Origin of the sequence: Microbacterium sp. K2 (assembly GCF_051365005.1) — a bacterium.
Lineage (GTDB): Bacteria > Actinomycetota > Actinomycetes > Actinomycetales > Microbacteriaceae > Microbacterium > Microbacterium foliorum_B.
The window spans coordinates 1,471,442-1,490,629 of the sequence record NZ_JBLWII010000001.1; the positions used below are offsets into that span (position 1 = coordinate 1,471,442).

Consider the following 19,188-nt stretch of genomic DNA (forward strand, 5'->3'; position numbering starts at 1 on the left):
GATGGGGCTCCCCTCCGTTGGGGAGTGAATCGGTCAGCCGAGCTCGCCCGATCCGTACGGTCGCACCGGCTGCTGCTTCTGGAACTCGTACTCGCCTCCCTGGCGTCCGCCGAAGGGACGCCCGTGGTCGGCGAACTCCTCCCGGTAGTACGCCAGGCGCCATGGCCCGATCTCGATGCGAGATCCGGTCCGCAAGATCCTGGCGTTCTCCGTGCTGTGCGGGAGATTCGGTCGGCCACCGCCGGTCGCCGCATACGAATAGAGGACGTACTCGTCGTCATCGTTGTGACGGACTTCGGCGTGGCGGGCTTCGAGCCCCTCCAAGCGCAGGTCGGCGTCTGGCCCGGAACCGATGACCGTGCGCCCCGGGAGCAGGTCGAACTCTCGCGGCCTGCTGAAGTTCCAATCGCCTGAGCCGACCGCGAAGATCAACCGAGGACGACCGGAGCCGGGAAGGTAATGGGTCGTCGTGACTCGCCGCCGAACTCTCCGTGCCACCGTGGGGACGAGGGGGAACGGCGTCGAGGGCGGGACGGGAAGCCGGAAGCCGCTGTCGCGCTCCCGGTGCTGGACCTCAGACAGGAGCGTCGAGAGATGCCCCAGTTTGATGTGCGAGGAGCCGGCGATCGCCCGACCCACGGGCCCCGATTTCACATCCCCGAACTGAACGAGAGTCCCGCGCGGTCCTTCCACACGCACACGGATTCCGCGCCGCGCGAGTCCATCGGCGAGCGGCACGAGCTGAGTCAGGTCACGACGGCTCATGCTGCCGAGCCCAGGAGTGGATTCGAGCGTGACGACGACCTCCTGACCCTCAGCCCTGACGCTGAACCGCGTCGGAGGGCCGCCGTCCGGGCTGGCCTGCTCCACGTGCAGATCGATATCGAGGCGAATCATCGGAGAAGCTCGTTCTCAGACCGAGCCCGTGCCACCGGACGCGCTGTCGCTGGTCGTCACCCGCAGGGTGCCGTTGAATTTCCACGTCGCCCGCGGCGCGTCGGGCCCGATATCGCGAGGCACCTCGACGGTCATGTCTTCGAACGTGTAGTTGACGGCGGCTCCACGACCGGTGAGGTAGGCCCACATCTCCCGCCCGAGGTCTGTCCAATCGGTGATCGACGCACCGGTGGGTCCCGCGGCCGAGTCGAACAGCTCCGTCGGTTCATTCGGATCGCTCATGGCGTGCTCCTTTGCTAAAACCATGTCCTGTGGATCAGATTATGCGCCCGCTGCACCGAGGTGTCCAGGGATTTCTGAACACCGTCTAGGAATCTCGACACGGCGGCGGTTCCGAGATCGCTGCAACCCGCGTCATCCGCGACTCGTTTCTCAGTCTGGGGCCGAGATCCCGATGCCGGCGTGTGCGCGCAGTGACTCGGTGACCTGTCGGAGATACCTGGTGATCACGTCCTGTTCCTCCGCCGTGAAGGAGTCCAGCTCCGCATCGACACCCATGATCATGGGGATCAGACGCCCCATCGCCTTGTCGCGGGACTCGGGCCGCGGAGCGACGAGGATGCCTCGACGGTCGTTCGGGCGAGGCTCTCGAGAGACATGCCCGAGCGCGACGAGGCGATCGACGGAAGTGGTGGTCGCCCCCGCAGAGAGCCCCACTCTCCGAGCGAGCTCGGTCGGAGCCAGCGGCCCGCTCATGATCAGGTGCTCCATGACCTGAAGGTCGGTGGGGTTGACCCCCAGCTCGTCGGCGAGGGAGGACTCGAACAGCTCGCTGAGTTCGAGGAAGTCTCGCAGCAGCGCCGTCGCCGGTCGGGCAGGCGCGAACGCCGCTCTCTCGGCCTCTGGTGATGATCCCTCGCTCGCTTGCATACCCTCAACGATATCGCTACTCTCTTTCGATAGTCATATAATTCGATTGTCGAACTACTAACCAAGGTGGGGAAATCTCGTGAGTGCTCTGACCCGTTTCCTGACGTCCGCGAAGACGTCCTGGATCATCCTCGTCGTGACCGCCGTCGCAGCCGCCGCGCTCTTCGCCCTCGCGGGGAGCGAGGATTCCGAAACCGCTCCTTCCGTGGGGCTCCCCTCGTCGGCGGAGTCGGTCAAGGTCGACGAACTTCTGGAGGAGTTCCCGAGCGCAGACGCGACCTCGGCGCTCGTCGTGTTCGCCGCCGAAGATGGTGAGCTGGACGCTGACGCCCTCGCTCTGATAGACGAGAAGGCCTTCGGCGAGCTGGCGGATCTCTCACGCGACGGCGCCGTGCCGCCCGCGCAGATCTCGGAGGACGGAACGGTCGCACTGGTGATCGTGCCCCTCGAGCCGGAGCCGGACGTCGCCGAACAGTCCGCTCGCGCACAGGAGATCCGTGACATCTCCGCCGCAGACCTCGATGGGGTACGCGTCTATCTCACCGGCGCAGAGGGCTTCGAGGTCGACATCGCCGCCGTCTTCGACGGCGCGGACTTCACCCTGCTGCTCACCACCGTCATCGTCGTCGCGGTGCTTCTTCTGATCACCTACCGCAGCCCCTGGCTGTGGATCGTCCCCCTGGTCGTCATCGGCCTGGCAGACGCCCTGGCCGGGATCGTCGCGCGACAGGTGGCGAGCGCCGTGGGCATCCAGCTCGACGCGTCGATCACCGGCATCCTGTCGGTGCTCGTCTTCGGCGCGGGAACGAACTACGCCCTCCTCCTGATCGCTCGATACCGAGACGAACTGCGATTGCACGAAGACCGCAGGGAAGCGATGCAGCGGGCTCTTCGCGGAGCGGGTCCCGCCATCATCGCCAGCGGATCGACCGTCGCTCTCGCGCTCCTCACGCTGCTTCTCGCTGAGATCGCCGGCAACCGTGCGCTGGGACTGGCGTGCGCCGTGGGGATCCTCGTCGCCATGTTCTTCGCGCTCTTCGTGCTCCCCGCTGCCCTCGTGCTGTTCGGTCGCGGTCTGTTCTGGCCCTACATCCCCCGGTTCAACTCGCCCGACGCCATCTCGCGCAGCGTCTGGGGCAAGCTCGGTCGCGGAGTGTCCAAGCGACCGGTCCTGGTGGCGTCCGTCGGCTTCGTGGCGCTCGGTGCCATGGCCAGCGGCCTGTTGTTCGTGCAGACCGGGCTGTCGCAGAATGACCGTTTCCTGCAGAAGCCTGAGGCGGTGCAGGGCCAGGAGGTTCTCGCCGACGCATTCTCGGCCGGAACCACCTCCCCCGCGATCGTCGTCGTTCCTCTCGATGATGCCGACGCCGCTGCTGCTGCCCTCGAAGATCTCGACGGCGTCGATTCGGCGACCATGGGAGAGACGACGGATGAGCTGGCGAGGATCGATGTCACCCTCGATGCCAGCGCCGAGACCGAGGCGGCGTTCGCGACGGTGGAGCGCATGCGCGCGGCTCTCGATGACGTCGGATCCGGCGAGGGCCTCGTCGGCGGCCTCGACTCCCAGGCGCTCGATGTGGCCGATGCGCAGGCCCGGGACCAGGCTCTTCTCATCCCGCTCATCCTTGCGCTGGTCTTCGTCGTCCTCGTCCTCCTCCTTCGCGCGTTCGTCGCGCCGTTGCTGCTCCTGATCGCCGTCGTGGCCAGCTTCTTCTCGGCCATCGGGCTGAGCTGGTGGCTCTTCCAGTCGCCGCTCTTCGGCTTCCCCGCCATCGACACGAACGTGCTGCTGTTCAGCTTCCTGTTCCTCGTCGCGCTCGGCGTCGACTACAGCATCTTCCTCGTCACTCGAGCGAAAGAGGAGGCCTCGCATCTCGGGACCACGCAGGGAATGATCCGCGCTCTCGCGGCGACGGGCGCCGTGATCACCAGCGCCGGCATCCTGCTCGCCGCGGTGTTCGCCGTGCTCGGAGTCCTGCCACTCATCACGCTGACGCAGATCGGCATCATCGTCTGCATCGGTGTGCTGATCGACACGCTCCTCGTGCGCACCGTCATCGTCCCGGCACTCGCCTTCATCACCCGAGACGCCTTCTGGTGGCCGCGCCGGCCCCCGCTCTCCGACGCCGAGGCCACCCGTCAAGGCGCTGACGCGCTTTCCGCTGAACAGAGGCCTGACGTCGTGAGCGTCGGCTAGGACCGCGGGCGGCGGCTCAGGCGGGCCCGAGGACGAATCGACCTGAGAGCACCGAAACGAGAAACGCCCCCGAAGCACGGGGGCGTTTCTCATCGTGTGGTGGCGAGTGAGGGATTCGAACCCCCGAATGCTGAGCAGTCTGATTTACAGTCAGATCCCTTTGGCCGCTTGGGTAACTCGCCAGAGCGCACCCGTCCGACTTCGACAGCCAACCGGGGGCACGATAGATAATCATACCTGCCGAGGGCAGGCGTGAGAAATCGAGCGCTCAGCTCCCGAAGACGCCCTGGTCGGGGTCGGCCAGCGACTCCGGAGTCCGCAGCAGGCCGCCCTCGGCGCGGCAGGTCGCGGCGGCCACATCCATCGCTCGAACGAGCAGCTGCCGCCACCCGTCAGCGTCGGAGGGCGTGCCGTGCGCCAGTCCCGCAGCCACGGCTGCGAGGGTCGCATCGCCGGCCCCGACGGTGTCGACGACGCGACCGGGCAGCGTCGAGATCGGCGCCGTGACGATTCCGGCATCCGACTCGAGAGCCGCCCCATCCGCACCCGCCGTTGCGAGGACCGCGCTGACACCGAGGGCGCGCAACCGTGCCCTGAGGGCGTCGAGATCGCCGTCGTAGAGAAGCGACGCATCATCGGCGCCGACCTTGACGATCGATGCCCCGGCAGCCGCACGCTCGAAGCCGCGCACGAACTCGGCACGGTCACTCAGCATCCCCGAACGCGGGTTCGGGTCTACGGCGAGACGAGCATCGCCGACAGCCTCGAGCAGCGCATCGACCTCAGCAGGCACGTCGAAGGGGAAGCAGCTGACGGCCACGAGACCAGCGTCAGCGATCGCCTGCACTGCTTCGTCCGGATACCGGATGCTGCGCCTCTGCGCCGCCTCGTTGAAGACGTAGACAGGCTCGCCGTCCGGCCCGCGCTGGACGATCGCACGGGACGACCCCAGTGGCGCCTCGCTCGCGATCAGCCGCACGTCGTGATCGTCGAGGTACTCGCGGATGTGCGCACCCGCTTCGTCTTCTCCGACCATCGCGATCAGCGTCGTCGGCACACCCAGCCGGCGAAGACCGACGGCGACGTTCAGCGCTGCGCCGCCGACCAGCTCTCGCACCCCGCCGCCGTCGTGGATCTCGTCGATCAGCGCATCCCCGACGACGATTGCACCGGATGCTCGGGAGGATTCATCACTCATTCTGCCGACACTACCGCGCGAGCGGCTTCTGTGACGGTTCGCGCGGCTTCCCTGCGCCAGACCCCTTCAGCGCTACGGTGAGCGCATGAACGCTCGAATCGCCGCCGGAGCTGCGGCTCTCCTGCTCGCCGCGGTGCTCACCGGCTGCGGTTCCGGTCCCGCGGAATCCGGGTCCGACTCATCGCCCGATCCCTCTGCGAGCGCCGACCCCGACGACTCAGCGAGCCCCTCGCCCGCAGCGTCCCCCACTCCGACAGCCACGCCGATCGCGCTGCCGACGGACTGCCGTGCCATCCTGTCGGACGACGTGCTCGCGCAGCTCGACGGCATCCCGCTCAATGATGCGAACGCCGGGCCCTCCGGCGTCGGCGACGATGGGACTCTCACCTGCATCTGGCGCGATCCCCGCGCCGACACCACCAGCCTCGTCACGACGATCTCCCTCATGAACCGCGGCCCCGCGCTCGACATGCTCAACGCGCTCGTCACGACCGAGGGCTTCAGCTGTTTCACTCCCGACGGCGGAACCCGGTGCGAGAAGACCTGGCCGAACGAGCAGTACCCCGTGACGGACGGCCGCACCCTGTTCTGGCGCGACGACATCCTCATCGACACCCAGTACTCGAACCTGGCCCCCGAGGGTTACACCTCGAGCATCGTGGCGCACCTCTTCGACTGACTTCATCCGGGCACGAAGAAGGCCCCGGGCGAATCGCCCGGGGCCTTCTCACTCACTCAGTACGTCAGTTGTACGTACCCGGCGTGATGTCGTCCGTCGAGAACGCGTCGAAGTCGACGTAGCCGAAGTCGCCGTCAGCGTACGCACCGTCGGATGCGAAGATCCGGTTCGGGTAGCGCTCGCTCTTGGCTTCCTCGGTGGCCTCGACCGTGACGTCGCGGTACTTCGAGAGACCGGTTCCGGCGGGTATGAGCTTACCGATGATGACGTTCTCCTTGAGACCGACCAGCGGGTCGCGCTTGCCCTGCATCGCAGCCTCGGTGAGCACGCGGGTCGTCTCCTGGAAGGAAGCGGCCGACAGCCACGACTCCGTCGCGAGCGACGCCTTCGTGATACCCATCAGCTCCGAACGACCGGACGCGGGGCGCTTGCCCTCTGCCACAGCCTCGCGGTTGATCGCCTGGTAGCGCTTGAGGTCGACCATCTCACCCGGAAGCAGGGTCGTGTCGGCGTGATCGACGACGGTGACCTTGCGGAGCATCTGACGGACGATGACCTCGATGTGCTTGTCGTGGATCGGCACACCCTGCGAGCGGTACACGCCCTGGACGCCACCGACGAGGTAACGCTGCACCTCGCGGGCGCCCATGACACGCATGACCTCCTTGGGGTCGAGCGTTCCGACCAGGAGCGGCTGACCGACGCTGACGTGCTGACCGTCCTCGACCAGAAGCGTCGCACGCTTCAGGACCGGGTAGATCACTTCCTCGTCACCGTTGTCGGGCGTCAGGATGAGCCTCTTGGCCTTGTCCGTCTCGTCGATCGTGATGCGACCGTCGGCCTCTGCGATCGGCGACGCAGCCTTGGGGGTACGCGCCTCGAAGAGCTCCTGCACGCGGGGCAGACCCTGCGTGATGTCATCGGCCGAAGCCGAACCACCGGTGTGGAAGGTACGCATCGTCAGCTGGGTACCGGGCTCACCGATCGACTGGGCCGCGATGATGCCGACGGCCTCTCCGATGTCGACGGTCTTACCCGTCGCGAGCGAACGGCCGTAGCACTGCGCGCAGACACCGACAGCGGAGTCGCAGGTCAGGACCGAGCGCACCTTGATGCTCTCGACGCCCAGCGCGACCAGCTTGTCGATGAGCACGTCACCCACGTCGTCACCGGCAGAGGCGAGAACCTCGCCCTTGCTGTCGACCACGTCGGAGGCCAGGGTACGAGCGAACACCGAGTTCTCGACGTTCGCGTCGCGCACCAGCTCGCCCTGCGAGTTCGGAGCGGCGATCGGGAGCTCGAGGCCCTTCGACGTGCCACAGTCCTCTTCGCGGATGATGACGTCCTGCGAGACATCCACCAGACGACGGGTCAGGTAACCCGAGTCGGCGGTACGCAGAGCGGTGTCGGCCAGACCCTTACGGGTACCGTGCGTCGCGATGAAGTACTCCGCCACCGACAGACCCTCGCGGTACGAGGAGATGATCGGACGCGGGATGATCTCACCCTTGGGGTTGTTGACGAGACCACGCATACCGGCGATGTTCCGGATCTGCAGCCAGTTACCACGAGCACCCGACGACACCATGCGGTTGATGGTGTTGTCTTCGGGGAAGTTCGCCCGCATCGCGGCCTGAACCTCGTCGGTAGCCTCGGTCCAGATCTTGATGAGCTCCTGGCGACGCTCGGTGTCGGTCGTCAGGCCCTTCTCGTACTGGGACTGGACCTTCGCGGCCTGCTTCTCGTAGCCGGCGACGATCTCAGCCTTGTTCGGCGGCGTCAGGATGTCGCTCAGAGCGACGGTCACACCCGAGCGCGTGGCCCAGTAGAAACCGGCGTCCTTGATGCGGTCCAGCGACGCAGCCGTCTCGACCTTGGGGTACTCCTCGGCCAGCTTGTTGACGATCTGCGACAGCTTGTTCTTGTCAGCCTGCTCGCGGACGAACGGGTATCCCTTGGGCAGCGTGTCGTTGAAGATCGCCTGACCGAGCGATGCGTCGACGAGACCGTGACGCTCGTAGCCCTCGGGAGCTTCGCCCTCGAGGAACGTCAGACCCGGGATGCGGATGCGGACCTTGGCCTGCAGGTCGAGGGTTCCCTCGTCCTTGGCCAGGATCGCCTCGCCCACCGAACCGAATGCACGGCCCTCACCGGCTGCGCCCGCCTTGACCGTGGTCAGGTGGTGCAGACCGATGATCATGTCCTGCGAAGGCAGGGTCACCGGGCGGCCGTCGGACGGCTTCAGGATGTTGTTCGACGCGAGCATCAGTACGCGGGCCTCGGCCTGAGCCTCGACCGACAGCGGCAGGTGGACAGCCATCTGGTCACCGTCGAAGTCGGCGTTGAACGCCGCGCAGACGAGCGGGTGCAGCTGGATGGCCTTGCCCTCGACGAGCTGAGGCTCGAAGGCCTGGATGCCCAGACGGTGCAGGGTGGGTGCACGGTTGAGCAGCACGGGACGCTCGCGGATGATCTCCTCGAGCACGTCCCAGACCTCGGGACGGGTGCGCTCGACAGCGCGCTTGGCTGCCTTGATGTTCTGCGAGTGACCGAGGTCGATCAGGCGCTTGATCACGAACGGCTTGAAGAGCTCCAGAGCCATCTGCTTGGGCAGACCGCACTGGTGCAGCTTCAGCTGGGGTCCGACGATGATGACCGAACGGCCCGAGTAGTCGACACGCTTGCCGAGCAGGTTCTGACGGAAGCGACCCTGCTTGCCCTTCAGCATGTCGCTGAGGGACTTCAGGGCGCGGTTGCCGGTTCCGGTGACGGGACGACCGCGGCGACCGTTGTCGAACAGTGCGTCGACGGCCTCCTGCAGCATCCGCTTCTCGTTGTTGACGATGATCTCGGGAGCACCGAGGTCGATCAGGCGACGAAGACGGTTGTTGCGGTTGATCACACGACGGTAGAGGTCGTTGAGGTCGGAGGTCGCGAAGCGGCCACCGTCGAGCTGCACCATCGGGCGCAGCTCCGGCGGGATCACCGGGACGACGTCGAGAACCATGGCGGCCGGGCTCATGCCGGTCTCCAGGAAGGAGTTGACGACCTTCAGACGCTTGATCGCGCGGATCTTGCGCTGACCCTTGCCCTCGGAGATCTGCAGGTGCAGGCTCTCGGCCTCGGCAGCCAGGTCGAACGCCGCGAGGCGACGCTGGATCGACTCGGCGCCCATGTAGGCCTCGAAGTACTGACCGAAGCGGTCCTGCAGCTCGTGGAAGACATCGTCCTCCGGACGCAGTGCGCCGACCTCGAGGGTGCGGAAGTCTTCCCACACACGCTCGAGCTTGGCGATCGCCTCGTCGGCACCCTTGCGGATGAGCGACATCTCCTTCTCGGCGGCGTCCTTGACCTTCTTCTTCGCGTCGGCCTTGGCGCCCTCGGCCTCGAGGGAAGCGAGCTCCTCCTCCAGGCGTGCCAGGCGCTCGGCGATCTTCGCGTCGCGACGGTCTCCGAGCGTCTTCAGCTCGAGGCGGATGTTGTTCTCCTGCGTGCCCAGGTCCCGGTGACGAGCATCCTCGTCGACCGAGATGACCATGTAGGCGGCGAAGTAGATGACCTTCTCGAGGTCCTTCGGCGCCATGTCGAGCAGGTAGCCCAGACGCGAGGGAACACCCTTGAAGTACCAGATGTGGGTGACGGGAGCGGCGAGCTCGATGTGACCCATGCGCTCACGACGGACCGAGGACTTGGTGACCTCGACGCCGCAGCGCTCGCAGACGATGCCCTTGAAGCGGACACGCTTGTACTTTCCGCAGGCGCACTCCCAGTCGCGGGACGGGCCGAAGATCTGCTCTCCGAAGAGACCGTCCTTCTCCGGCTTCAGGGTGCGGTAGTTGATGGTTTCAGGCTTCTTGACCTCGCCGTAGGACCAGGCGCGGATGTGGTCCGCGGTGGCCAGGCCGATGCGAAGCTCATCGAAAGTGTTTGACTCGAGCACAAATTCTCCTGTGTAGGAATTCTTTTTGAAGAAATCGGGGAGGTGGGCCGCCGACCGAGCATGCTGCTCAGTCGGCGGCCTGAACCTTAGATCTCGTCGATCGAGGCGGCCTCGAAGCGGCTGGAGATGTTGATGCCGAGCTCTTCCGCAGCGCGGAAGGCCTCGTCGTCCGTGTCACGCAGGTTGACGAGCGTGCCGTCTGCCGAGAGGACCTCGACGTTCAGGCAGAGCGACTGCATCTCCTTCATGAGCACCTTGAAGGACTCGGGGATGCCGGGCTCCTGGATGTTCTCGCCCTTGACGATCGCCTCGTACACCTTGACGCGGCCGAGGATGTCGTCGGACTTGATCGTGAGGAGCTCCTGGAGCGCGTATGCGGCACCGTAGGCCTCGAGGGCCCACACCTCCATCTCACCGAATCGCTGGCCACCGAACTGCGCCTTACCACCGAGCGGCTGCTGGGTGATCATCGAGTACGGACCGGTCGAACGCGCGTGGATCTTGTCGTCGACCAGGTGGTGGAGCTTCAGGATGTACATGTAGCCCACCGAGATCGGCGCCGGGAACGGCTCGCCGGAGCGGCCGTCGAACATCTGGGCCTTTCCGGTGGAGTCGATCAGGCGGACACCGTCGCGAGTCGGGATGGTCGCGTCGAGAAGACCTGCGATCTCCTCCTCGCTCGCACCGTCGAACACCGGGGTGGCGACCTTGGTGCCGGGAGCGGCCTCGAAGGCATCCTTCGGGAGCTTCGCAGCCCACTCGGGGGTTCCCTCGACCTTCCAGCCCTGCTTCGCGATCCACCCGAGGTGGGTCTCGAGCACCTGGCCGAAGTTCATTCGACCCGGGATACCCAGCGGGTTCAGCACGATGTCGACCGGGGTTCCGTCCGCGAGGAACGGCATGTCCTCGATCGGGAGGATCTTCGCGATGACGCCCTTGTTGCCGTGACGACCGGCGAGCTTGTCACCCTCGGTGATCTTGCGCTTCTGGGCGATGTAGACCACGACGCGGCGGTTGACGCCGGAGCCGAGCTCGTCGTCGCCGTCCTCGGCGTTGAACTCCTTGACGGCGATGATCGTGCCCTGCTCACCGTGGGGCACCTTCAGAGAGGTGTCACGGACCTCGCGGCTCTTCTCGTTGAAGATCGCGCGGAGCAGACGCTCCTCAGCCGACAGCTCGGTCTCGCCCTTCGGCGTGACCTTGCCGACGAGGATGTCGCCGGGGCGGACCTCGGCACCGATGCGGATGATGCCGCGCTCGTCGAGATCCTTCAGCAGCTCAGGGCTGACGTTGGGGAGATCACGGGTGATCTCCTCCTTGCCGAGCTTCGTGTCGCGGGCGTCGACCTCGTATTCCTCGATGTGGATCGAGGAGAGGGTGTCGTCCTTCACGAGGTCCTGGCTGAGGATGATCGCGTCCTCGAAGTTGTAGCCTTCCCACGTCATGAACGCGACGAGCAGGTTCTTTCCGAGTGCCAGCTCGCCGTTCTCGGTGGCGGGGCCATCAGCGATGACCTCTCCGACCTCGACGCGGTCGCCCTCGTTGACGACGACCTTCTGGTTGTACGACGTGCCCTGGTTCGAGCGGTCGAACTTGCGCAGGTGGTAGTCCTGCGTTCCACCCTCGTCGAGCATGACGGTGACGCGGTCTGCGGAGACCTCGGTGACGACACCCGGCTTCTCAGCCGTGAGCACGTCGCCGGCGTCGATGGCGGTGTAGCCCTCCATACCGGTTCCGACGAGCGGCGAGTCGCTGCGCAGCAGCGGCACAGCCTGACGCTGCATGTTGGCGCCCATGAGCGCGCGCTGTGCATCGTCGTGCTCGAGGAACGGCACGAGCGAGGTCGCGACCGACACCATCTGGCGCGGCGAGACATCGATGTAGCCGATCTCCTCGGGGAGGAAGAGATCCACCTCACCGCTACCGCCCTTGGGGCGTGCGAGGACGTGGCTCTCGCGGAAGCGACCGTTCTTGTCGAGCGGGGCGTTCGCCTGCGCGATGTTGAAGTCGACCTCTTCGGAAGCGGTCAGGTAATCGATGTGCTCGGTGACGACGCCACCCTCGACCTTGCGGTACGGGGTCTCGATGAATCCGAACGAGTTGATGCGCGCGAAGGTCGCGAGAGCACCGATCAGACCGATGTTCGGGCCTTCAGGGGTCTCGATGGGGCACATGCGGCCGTAGTGCGACGGGTGGACGTCACGGACCTCGACACCTGCGCGGTCACGGCTCAGACCACCGGGGCCGAGAGCCGAGAGACGGCGCTTGTTGGTCAGACCCGCGAGCGGGTTGTTCTGATCCATGAACTGCGAGAGCTGCGAGGTTCCGAAGAACTCCTTGATCGCGGCGACGACGGGGCGCACGTTGATCAGGGTCTGCGGCGTGATCGCCTCGATGTCCTGCGTGGTCATGCGCTCGCGGACGACGCGCTCCATACGGGAGAGACCGGTGCGGACCTGGTTCTGGATCAGCTCGCCGACCGCGCGGATGCGACGGTTGCCGAAGTTGTCGATGTCGTCGGTCGCGATGCGGATGTCGGCCTTCTTGCCCGAGCGGATGCCGGGGAAGGTCTCTTCCGTGCCTGCGTGCAGACGCACGAGGTACTTGATCGTCGCGACGATGTCCTGAACCGTGAGCACCGAGTCGGTCAGCGGTGCGTCGAGACCGAGCTTGTGGTTGATCTTGTAGCGACCCACCTTCGCCAGGTCGTAGCGCTTCGGGTTGAAGTAGAAGTTGTCGAGCAGCGCACGCGCAGCCTCGGCAGCGACCTGCTCGCCCGGACGCAGCTTGCGGTAGATGTCGCGGAGCGCATCTTCCTTCGTGACGATGGTGTCCTTCGCGAGCGTCTCCTCGATCGAGGTGTAGCCGGCGAACTCCGTGAGGATCTCCTCGCTGGTCATGCCCAGCGCCTTGAGGAACACGGTGACCGACTGCTTGCGCTTGCGGTCGACGCGCACGCCGACCTGGTCGCGCTTGTCGATCTCGAACTCGAGCCATGCACCACGGCTCGGGATGACGCGCGCCGACACGATGTCCTTATCGGACGTCTTGTCGGGGGTCTTGTCGAAGTAGACACCGGGCGAACGCACGAGCTGCGAGACGACGACGCGCTCGGAGCCGTTGATGATGAACGTTCCCTTGTCGGTCTGCAGCGGGAAGTCGCCCATGAAGACCGTCTGGGTCTTGATCTCACCCGTGAGGTGGTTCATGAACTCGGCCTCGACGTACAGCGGAGCGGCGTAGGTCTTGCCTCGCTCCTTGCACTCCTCGATCGAGTACTTCTCCGGCTCGAGGTACGGGTTCGTGAACGACAGCTGCATCGTTTCGCCGAGGTCCTCGATCGGGGAGATCTCCTCGAAGATCTCGCCGAGGCCGCTGTTCTCGTTCACGTCTGTGCGGCCGGCCTTCTTGGCCTCTGCGACACGAGCCTTCCAGGCGTCGTTGCCGACGAGCCAGCCGAAGGATTCGGTCTGCAGAGCGAGAAGGTCAGGGACCGTCAGCGTGTCGGAGATCTTGGCGAACGAAAGACGGGATGCTCCGCGTCCGTTCTTAGTGGTGGTGGTGGTGGATGCGTTGCGAGCAGCAGCCAAGGGAATAACCTCCGTGAGCCCCGCAGGGCTTCTCGATTCCTTTGTCGTCAGGTGAGTGTGCGCCCGGATGCTCAACGAAATGCCGACCACCATATGAGGGCAGGGAGAAGCGAGCGCAACTACCAACTATACGCAGGAACTTGCGACATGGCAAGCTCAATCCTTGACCTTCTTCGGATGCTGCGGTATTGGCACCCGAAGAAGGCCGAGAGGATCCTCCGCGGACCGCCTCAGGAGGCGATGTTGAGTTCGTTCCCCGGGATCGACGCCAGCAGACGCCGCGTGTACGGATCGCGAGGGTTCGTGAAGATCTCCTCCGACGAAGCCGCCTCGACGAGGGCTCCGTCCTTCATCACGCACACGTAGTCGCTGATCAGACGCACGACGGCGAGGTCGTGCGAGATGAACAGATAGCTGAGCCCGTATTCGGTCTGCAGGTCGCCGAGCAGCTTCAGGATCTGGTCCTGCACGAGCACGTCCAGCGCCGACACCGGCTCGTCGCACACGATCAGATCGGGCGAGAGGGCGAGCGCACGGGCGATCGCGACGCGCTGCCGCTGTCCGCCGGACAGCTCCGACGGATACCGCCGCAGCATGGACTGCGGCAGCGCCACGTCGTCGAGCAGCTGGCGGACGCGCTTACGCCGGTCTGCACTGCTCCCCCGCTTGTAGAAGTCGAGCGGCTCGGAGATCAGGCGCTCGATCGTGAACATCGGGTTCAGGCTCGAGTACGGATCCTGGAAGATCGGCTGCACCCGCTGACGGAAGTCCTTCGTCTCCGCGCGGTCGAGGGATGCGATGTCCTTGCCCCCGTAGCGGATGAGGCCGCTCGTCGGCTCGATGATCTTCAGCAGCATCCGCGCCGTGGTGGTCTTGCCCGACCCGGACTCGCCCACGATCGCGACCGTCTCGCCCCGAGGGATCGCGAGGGAGACATCGTTGACGGCGACGAAGTCCTCCTTCTGCCCTCGAACCGGATAGACCTTGGTGAGGTGCTCGAACTCGACGATGTTGTCGGCCGCCGACGCCCCGGGGGTGACAGCATCCGCCGTCGCGGGAGCATCCGCCTCGTCGGCGGGTCGTTCCTCGACGCGGAACGCCTCCGGTCGCAGTCGCGCCGCCGCGACCGAGGGGGCCGCCGCCACCAGCGATTGGGTGTACGGATGCTGCGGCGCCTCGAGGATCTGCTTCGCAGGCCCCTGCTCGACGACCCTGCCGCGGTGCATCACGACGACGCGCTCGGCACGCTCGGCGGCGAGGCCCAGGTCGTGCGTGATGAGCAGCACCGCGGTGCCGAGCTCGCGCGTCATCTGACCGATCTGGTCGAGGATCGTGTGCTGCACGGTGACGTCGAGCGCACTGGTCGGCTCGTCCGCGATCAGCAGCCGAGGCTTGCACGCCAGACCGATCGCGATCAGCGCCCGCTGACGCATGCCGCCGGAGAACTCGTGCGGATACTGCTTCGCGCGGCGTTCGGGATCGGGCAGGCCCGCGGCCGTGAGCGCCTCGACGACCTTCTCCTTCACGTTCTGCCTGGTGGCGAGACCGTGCGCGAGGAGCGTCTCGGCGACCTGGGTGCCGATCTTGGCGACCGGATTCAGGTTGGACATCGGGTCCTGCGGAACGAGGCCGATGTCACGCCCTCTGATCGTTCGCAGTTCGTTCTCGGACGCACGGGTGATGTCACGGCCGTCGAGGCGGATGCTGCCCGCAGCTACGCGACCGCCCCCGGCGAGCAGCCCGATGATGGCCATCGCGGTCGTCGACTTGCCCGACCCCGACTCCCCCACGATCGCGATGGTCTCGCCCGGGGCGATCTCGAGATCGACGCCTTCGACGGCGTGCACGACGCCGTCCATGGTGGCGAAGTCGACGGCGAGGCCCTCGACCGACAGCAGGGGTGCGTCTGACACCCGGTTCTCTTTCGCAGCGTTCATCGTGCTCTCGTCCTCGGGTCCATGGCCTCACGCAGAGCTTCACCGAACAGGGTGAAGCCGAGTGCGGTGACCGCGATGCAGATACCGGGTAGGAATGCCAGCCATGGCGCGATGGCGAGCTCGGCCTGCGCGTAGGTGAGCATGCGCCCCCACTCGGCCGTCTCGGGGCGACCGCCGCCGAGACCGAGGAACGACAGCGCAGCCGCATCGATGACAGCCGTCGCGAGCGTGAGCGTGCCCTGCACGATGACCGGGCCGATCGCGTTGGGCAGCACGTGCGACATGGTGATCTGACCGCGCCCGAGACCCAGGGTCTGGGCTGAGAGCACATAGTCGCTCGATCGCTGCTGCAGCATCGACGCGCGCAGCAGGCGCGCGAAGATCGGAACCTGCGATGCACCGATCGCGATCATCACCGCGAAGGGCGTCTGGCCCAGGATCGCGGCGATCGAGACGGCCAGCAGCAGGTTCGGCACCGAGAGGATGATGTCGACGATGCGCATGATGAGCGTGTCGACCCAGCCGCCGAAGGTGCCGGCCAGAAGCCCGAGGATCATTCCGCCGACCAGACCCAGTGCGGTCGAGATGACACCGATCAGCAGCGACGCCTGCGCGCCCCAGATGAGCTTCGAGAGCACGTCGCCGCCGAAGCGGTCGAGGCCGAGAGGGAACTCGGGCATCTCTCCTGGTCCGGGGATGTTCGTCGGCGTGATGAACTTCGCGCCGGGCAGCGCGGTCTCGGGGTAGGGAGCGAGCACCGGCGCCAGCACGGACACCAGGATGAACACCAGGACGATGCCGGCGCCGATCCAGGCGGTGGGGTTGCGGCGGAGGCGGCGGAACACATCGCGCCAGAATCCGCCTGGCCCCTCCTTGAGGCCGGCCTGATTGACGGCGACGGTGTCGACGACCGAGCCGCTCGCCGCCGACGGGCCTTGTGCGGGTGGGAGCGAGATGGTCATGACGCCACCCCCTTTCGGAGAACGAGACGGGCCATCACTGCACCCGCACTCTCGGATCGATGAAGCTGTATGACACGTCGACCGCCAGGTTGATCAACGCGTAGGCGATAGCGATGAAGATGATGAACCCCTGGAGCACCGGGAAGTCCCGTGTGAAGATCGCCCTCGCGAGGAAGGATCCGATGCCGGGGAACGCGAACACCGTCTCGGTGAGCACCGCCCCCGAGATCAGGAGTCCGGTCTGCAGGCCGATGGTCGTGATCACCGGCAGCATCGCGTTGCGCAGGATGAAGCGACTGCGCAGCGTCGACGACCCGACGCCCTTCGCTCGACCGGTTCGCACGTAGTCGGCGTTCTGAACCTCCAGAACGCTCGCCCTCGTGATGCGGACGATGATCGCGAGCGGGATCGTGCCCAGCGCGAGTGCCGGGAGGACCAGGTGCATGAGGGCATCCCAGGAGGCGTCGAACTCGCCGGTGATGATGCCGTCCCAGACGTAGAACCCCGTCGGGTGCGTGGCATCTATTCGCGGGTTCTGACGCCCGTCCGAGGGAAGCCACCCGAGCTGCACCGCGAACACGTATTTCAGGATGAACGCCAGGAAGAACACCGGGATGGTGATGCCCACCAGACTCAGCACCACCGACGCGTGGTCGGTGAACTTGCCGTGGCGGCGAGCGGCCCAGTAGCCGAGCGGGATGCCGACGCCGACCGCGAAGATGAGCGCGAGAACGCTCAGCTCGATCGTCGCGGGGAAGCGGCGGAAGAACTCCTCCGTCACGGGGCGGTTCGTCTGGATCGACGTTCCGAAGTCGCCCTGGAGGAGGCGGCCGACCCAGATGAAGTACTGCTCCAGGATCGGCCTGTTGAAGCCGTAGAGTTCGTTGACCCTGGCGACGGCCTCCGGGGTCGCCTTCTCGCCGAGAAGTGCGACGGCCGGGCCGCCTGGCAGGGCCCTGACCCAGGCGAACAGCAGGATGCTGAGGCCGATCAGGGTGGGAATGAGGAAAAGCAGTCGCCTGCCGATGGTGCGCAGCAAGAGGTCTCCGTTGATCAGAAGGTACGCCGGTCCCGGGCCTCCGCGGCGAGCGCGGAGGCCCGGGTGGGCATCTCAGTCGGTCAGACCTACTCGGTGAGGACGATGTCCGTGAAGACCTCGTCGTTCACCGGGCTGGCGGGGTAGCTCTCGACGCGCGGGTCGAACGCCAGAGTCGGCGCCGGGTGCGCGAGCGGGACTCCGGGGATGAACTGCGCGACCATCTCGTTGATCTCCTCGTAGAGGGCCGTCTGGTCCTCGAGGTTGGAGACGCCACGAGCCTCGTTCAGCTTCTGGAACAGCTCGGGGTTGTCGAAGCCCCACTCGGAGCTCTGCTGCCCGAAGAAGACGCCGACGAAGTTGTCGGTGTCGTTGTAGTCGCCGGTCCAGCCGAGCAGGTGGATGCCGTGGTCGGCCGTTCCCGTGGTGCGGTCGAGGTACTCGACCCACTCCTCCGAGACAGGGGTGGTCTCGACTCCGACCTCGGAGAGCTGCGACGAGAGCACCGTGAAGATCTGCTCGGGGTCCGGCATGTACGGACGCGAGACGTTGACCGGGTAGTTGAAGGTCAGCTTCAGCGGGTTGGCCTCGTCGTAACCGGCCTCTGCGAGCAGCGACTTGGCCTTCTCGGGGTCGTAGTCGTACGTCGTGACGTCCGGGTTGTAGCCGTTGACGGTGTCGGGCACGAACTCGATCGCCTTCTCGGTGCCCTCGGGCAGGACCTGGCTGATCAGTGCGTCCTTGTCGACCGCGTACGAGAGAGCCTCACGGACCTTCGGGTCCTGCAGTTCGGGGATGGCCTGGTTGAACGCGAGGTAGAGGATCGTGAACGGAGGGCGCGACACCATGGTGAAGCCGTCGTCCTCGAGCGCCTGCGTGTCGGCGGGGCCGACGAGGTCGTAGCCGTCGATCGAGCCGGACTCGAGCGCCTGACGACGAGCGGTCGGGTCGTCGATCGTGCGGAAGATGATCTCGTCGATCTGGCCGGGTTCGCCCCAGTAGTCGCCGTAGGCCTTGAGCGTGACCTGCTCGCCCGGTGCCCACTCGTCGAACTGGAAGGGGCCGGTGCCGACCGGGTGGCCCATCGCGTACTCCGAGAGCACAGGAGCTTCGGCGGAGCCTCCCACGTCATCGGCGCCGAACTCCTGCAGCGCCGAGGGGCTCTGCATCGAGAACGACGGCAGCGACAGCGACGCGACGAAGCCGGCGAACGGCTTGTTCAGGTCGATCGTGACGGAATAGTCGCCGTCAGGCGTGCAGGACTTGTAGACGGCGTCCGCCGGGCTGTCGGCGTAGCCCTTGAAGAGCTTGTTGTAGTAGTAGCCGAACGCCTCTGATGCGGCGAGGCCGGTCCAGTTGTACCAGCGGTCGAAGTTCGCGCACACGGCCTCGGCGTTGAACGGGGTGCCGTCGTGGAACGTGACGTCTTCCTTCAGGGTGAAGGTGTGGCTCATGCCGTCTTCGGATGACTCCCACGACTCGGCGAGCAGCGGTGCCGGGTCAGCCGTACCGGGCTCGGTGCCGACGAGACCCTCGAACATCTGCCGGGAGACACGGAAGCTCTCGCCGTCCTGGGCGAATGCCGGGTCGAGGCTGGCCGGGTCGGAGGATGCGGCGAACACGAAAGTGCCGTCGACATCTCCGGCAGCCTCTCCACCGTCGTCGCTGCGCTCGCTGGCGACGCATCCGGAGAGGACCAGCGCCGCGAGTGCGGCTCCGGTGACGGCGAGGAGTCCTCGCCGACGCATGACTGTGTGGTGCATTGTGTGACCTTCCTGTCGAGCGCTGCTGTGCGCATCCCGGAGACATCGTCGAATCCGGA

At 66.0% G+C, this 19,188-nt stretch carries 12 protein-coding genes and 1 tRNA gene; 2 read left to right on the plus strand and 11 right to left on the minus strand.

The genetic code is table 11. From position 1 onward, the window contains the following. Window positions 1–33 precede the first annotated feature (33 nt). The 3 genes from ACLKOY_RS07285 to ACLKOY_RS07295 all read right to left on the minus strand — a co-directional run bounded on the left by ACLKOY_RS07285 (window position 34) and on the right by ACLKOY_RS07295 (window position 1,827). Window positions 34–897, minus strand: coding sequence for a hypothetical protein (locus ACLKOY_RS07285; RefSeq protein WP_436453041.1), 864 nt, complete (start codon window positions 895–897; stop codon window positions 34–36). A gap of 15 nt (window positions 898–912) precedes the next feature. Further along, window positions 913–1,179 carry a hypothetical protein gene (locus ACLKOY_RS07290; RefSeq protein WP_436453042.1) on the minus strand — a complete coding sequence of 89 codons (267 nt, stop codon included), beginning with the start codon at window positions 1,177–1,179 and terminating at the stop codon, window positions 913–915. Window positions 1,180–1,329: 150 nt separating this feature from the next. After that, window positions 1,330–1,827 carry a MarR family winged helix-turn-helix transcriptional regulator gene (locus ACLKOY_RS07295; protein WP_436453043.1) on the minus strand — a complete coding sequence of 166 codons (498 nt, stop codon included), beginning with the start codon at window positions 1,825–1,827 and terminating at the stop codon, window positions 1,330–1,332. Between the two features lie 79 nt (window positions 1,828–1,906). On the opposite strand from ACLKOY_RS07295, the gene ACLKOY_RS07300 reads away from it, so the two are divergent. After that, entirely contained in the window at window positions 1,907–4,024 is a 2,118-nt protein-coding gene (locus ACLKOY_RS07300) for an MMPL family transporter (protein ID WP_436453044.1), read from the plus strand. A 97-nt stretch (window positions 4,025–4,121) separates the two neighbouring features. Here the strand turns inward: ACLKOY_RS07300 and ACLKOY_RS07305 are convergent. Next, a tRNA-Tyr gene (locus ACLKOY_RS07305) sits at window positions 4,122–4,206 on the minus strand. A gap of 86 nt (window positions 4,207–4,292) precedes the next feature. Continuing rightward, entirely contained in the window at window positions 4,293–5,222 is a 930-nt protein-coding gene (locus ACLKOY_RS07310; protein ID WP_436453045.1) for a carbohydrate kinase family protein, read from the minus strand. Between the two features lie 85 nt (window positions 5,223–5,307). Here ACLKOY_RS07310 and ACLKOY_RS07315 point away from each other — a divergent pair, with 85 nt between their 5' ends. Next, window positions 5,308–5,901: a hypothetical protein gene (locus ACLKOY_RS07315; RefSeq protein WP_436453046.1), complete on the plus strand. Its 594-nt coding sequence runs from the start codon at window positions 5,308–5,310 to the stop codon at window positions 5,899–5,901. Window positions 5,902–5,965: 64 nt separating this feature from the next. Here ACLKOY_RS07315 and rpoC read toward each other — a convergent pair whose 3' ends face one another. The 6 genes from rpoC to ACLKOY_RS07345 form a co-directional block, all read right to left on the minus strand. After that, complete coding sequence (rpoC, locus tag ACLKOY_RS07320) at window positions 5,966–9,841, minus strand: DNA-directed RNA polymerase subunit beta' (protein WP_042539086.1); 3,876 nt, start codon at window positions 9,839–9,841, stop codon at window positions 5,966–5,968. 86 nt (window positions 9,842–9,927) lie between these two features. Then, window positions 9,928–13,431, minus strand: coding sequence for a DNA-directed RNA polymerase subunit beta (rpoB, locus tag ACLKOY_RS07325; protein ID WP_363571906.1), 3,504 nt, complete (start codon window positions 13,429–13,431; stop codon window positions 9,928–9,930). Window positions 13,432–13,661: 230 nt separating this feature from the next. Continuing rightward, window positions 13,662–15,368, minus strand: a complete 1,707-nt coding sequence (locus ACLKOY_RS07330) for an ABC transporter ATP-binding protein (protein ID WP_436453047.1) — start codon at window positions 15,366–15,368, stop codon at window positions 13,662–13,664. Further along, window positions 15,365–16,330 (minus strand): ABC transporter permease, encoded by a 966-nt coding sequence (locus ACLKOY_RS07335; RefSeq protein WP_436453048.1) that lies wholly within the window; start codon window positions 16,328–16,330, stop codon window positions 15,365–15,367. The genes ACLKOY_RS07330 and ACLKOY_RS07335 overlap by 4 nt, the downstream gene beginning before the upstream one ends. Before the next feature lie 34 nt (window positions 16,331–16,364). After that, window positions 16,365–17,369, minus strand: a complete 1,005-nt coding sequence (locus ACLKOY_RS07340; protein ID WP_363571912.1) for an ABC transporter permease — start codon at window positions 17,367–17,369, stop codon at window positions 16,365–16,367. Between the two features lie 86 nt (window positions 17,370–17,455). Then, window positions 17,456–19,129 (minus strand): ABC transporter substrate-binding protein, encoded by a 1,674-nt coding sequence (locus ACLKOY_RS07345; RefSeq protein WP_436453049.1) that lies wholly within the window; start codon window positions 19,127–19,129, stop codon window positions 17,456–17,458. Window positions 19,130–19,188 lie beyond the last annotated feature (59 nt).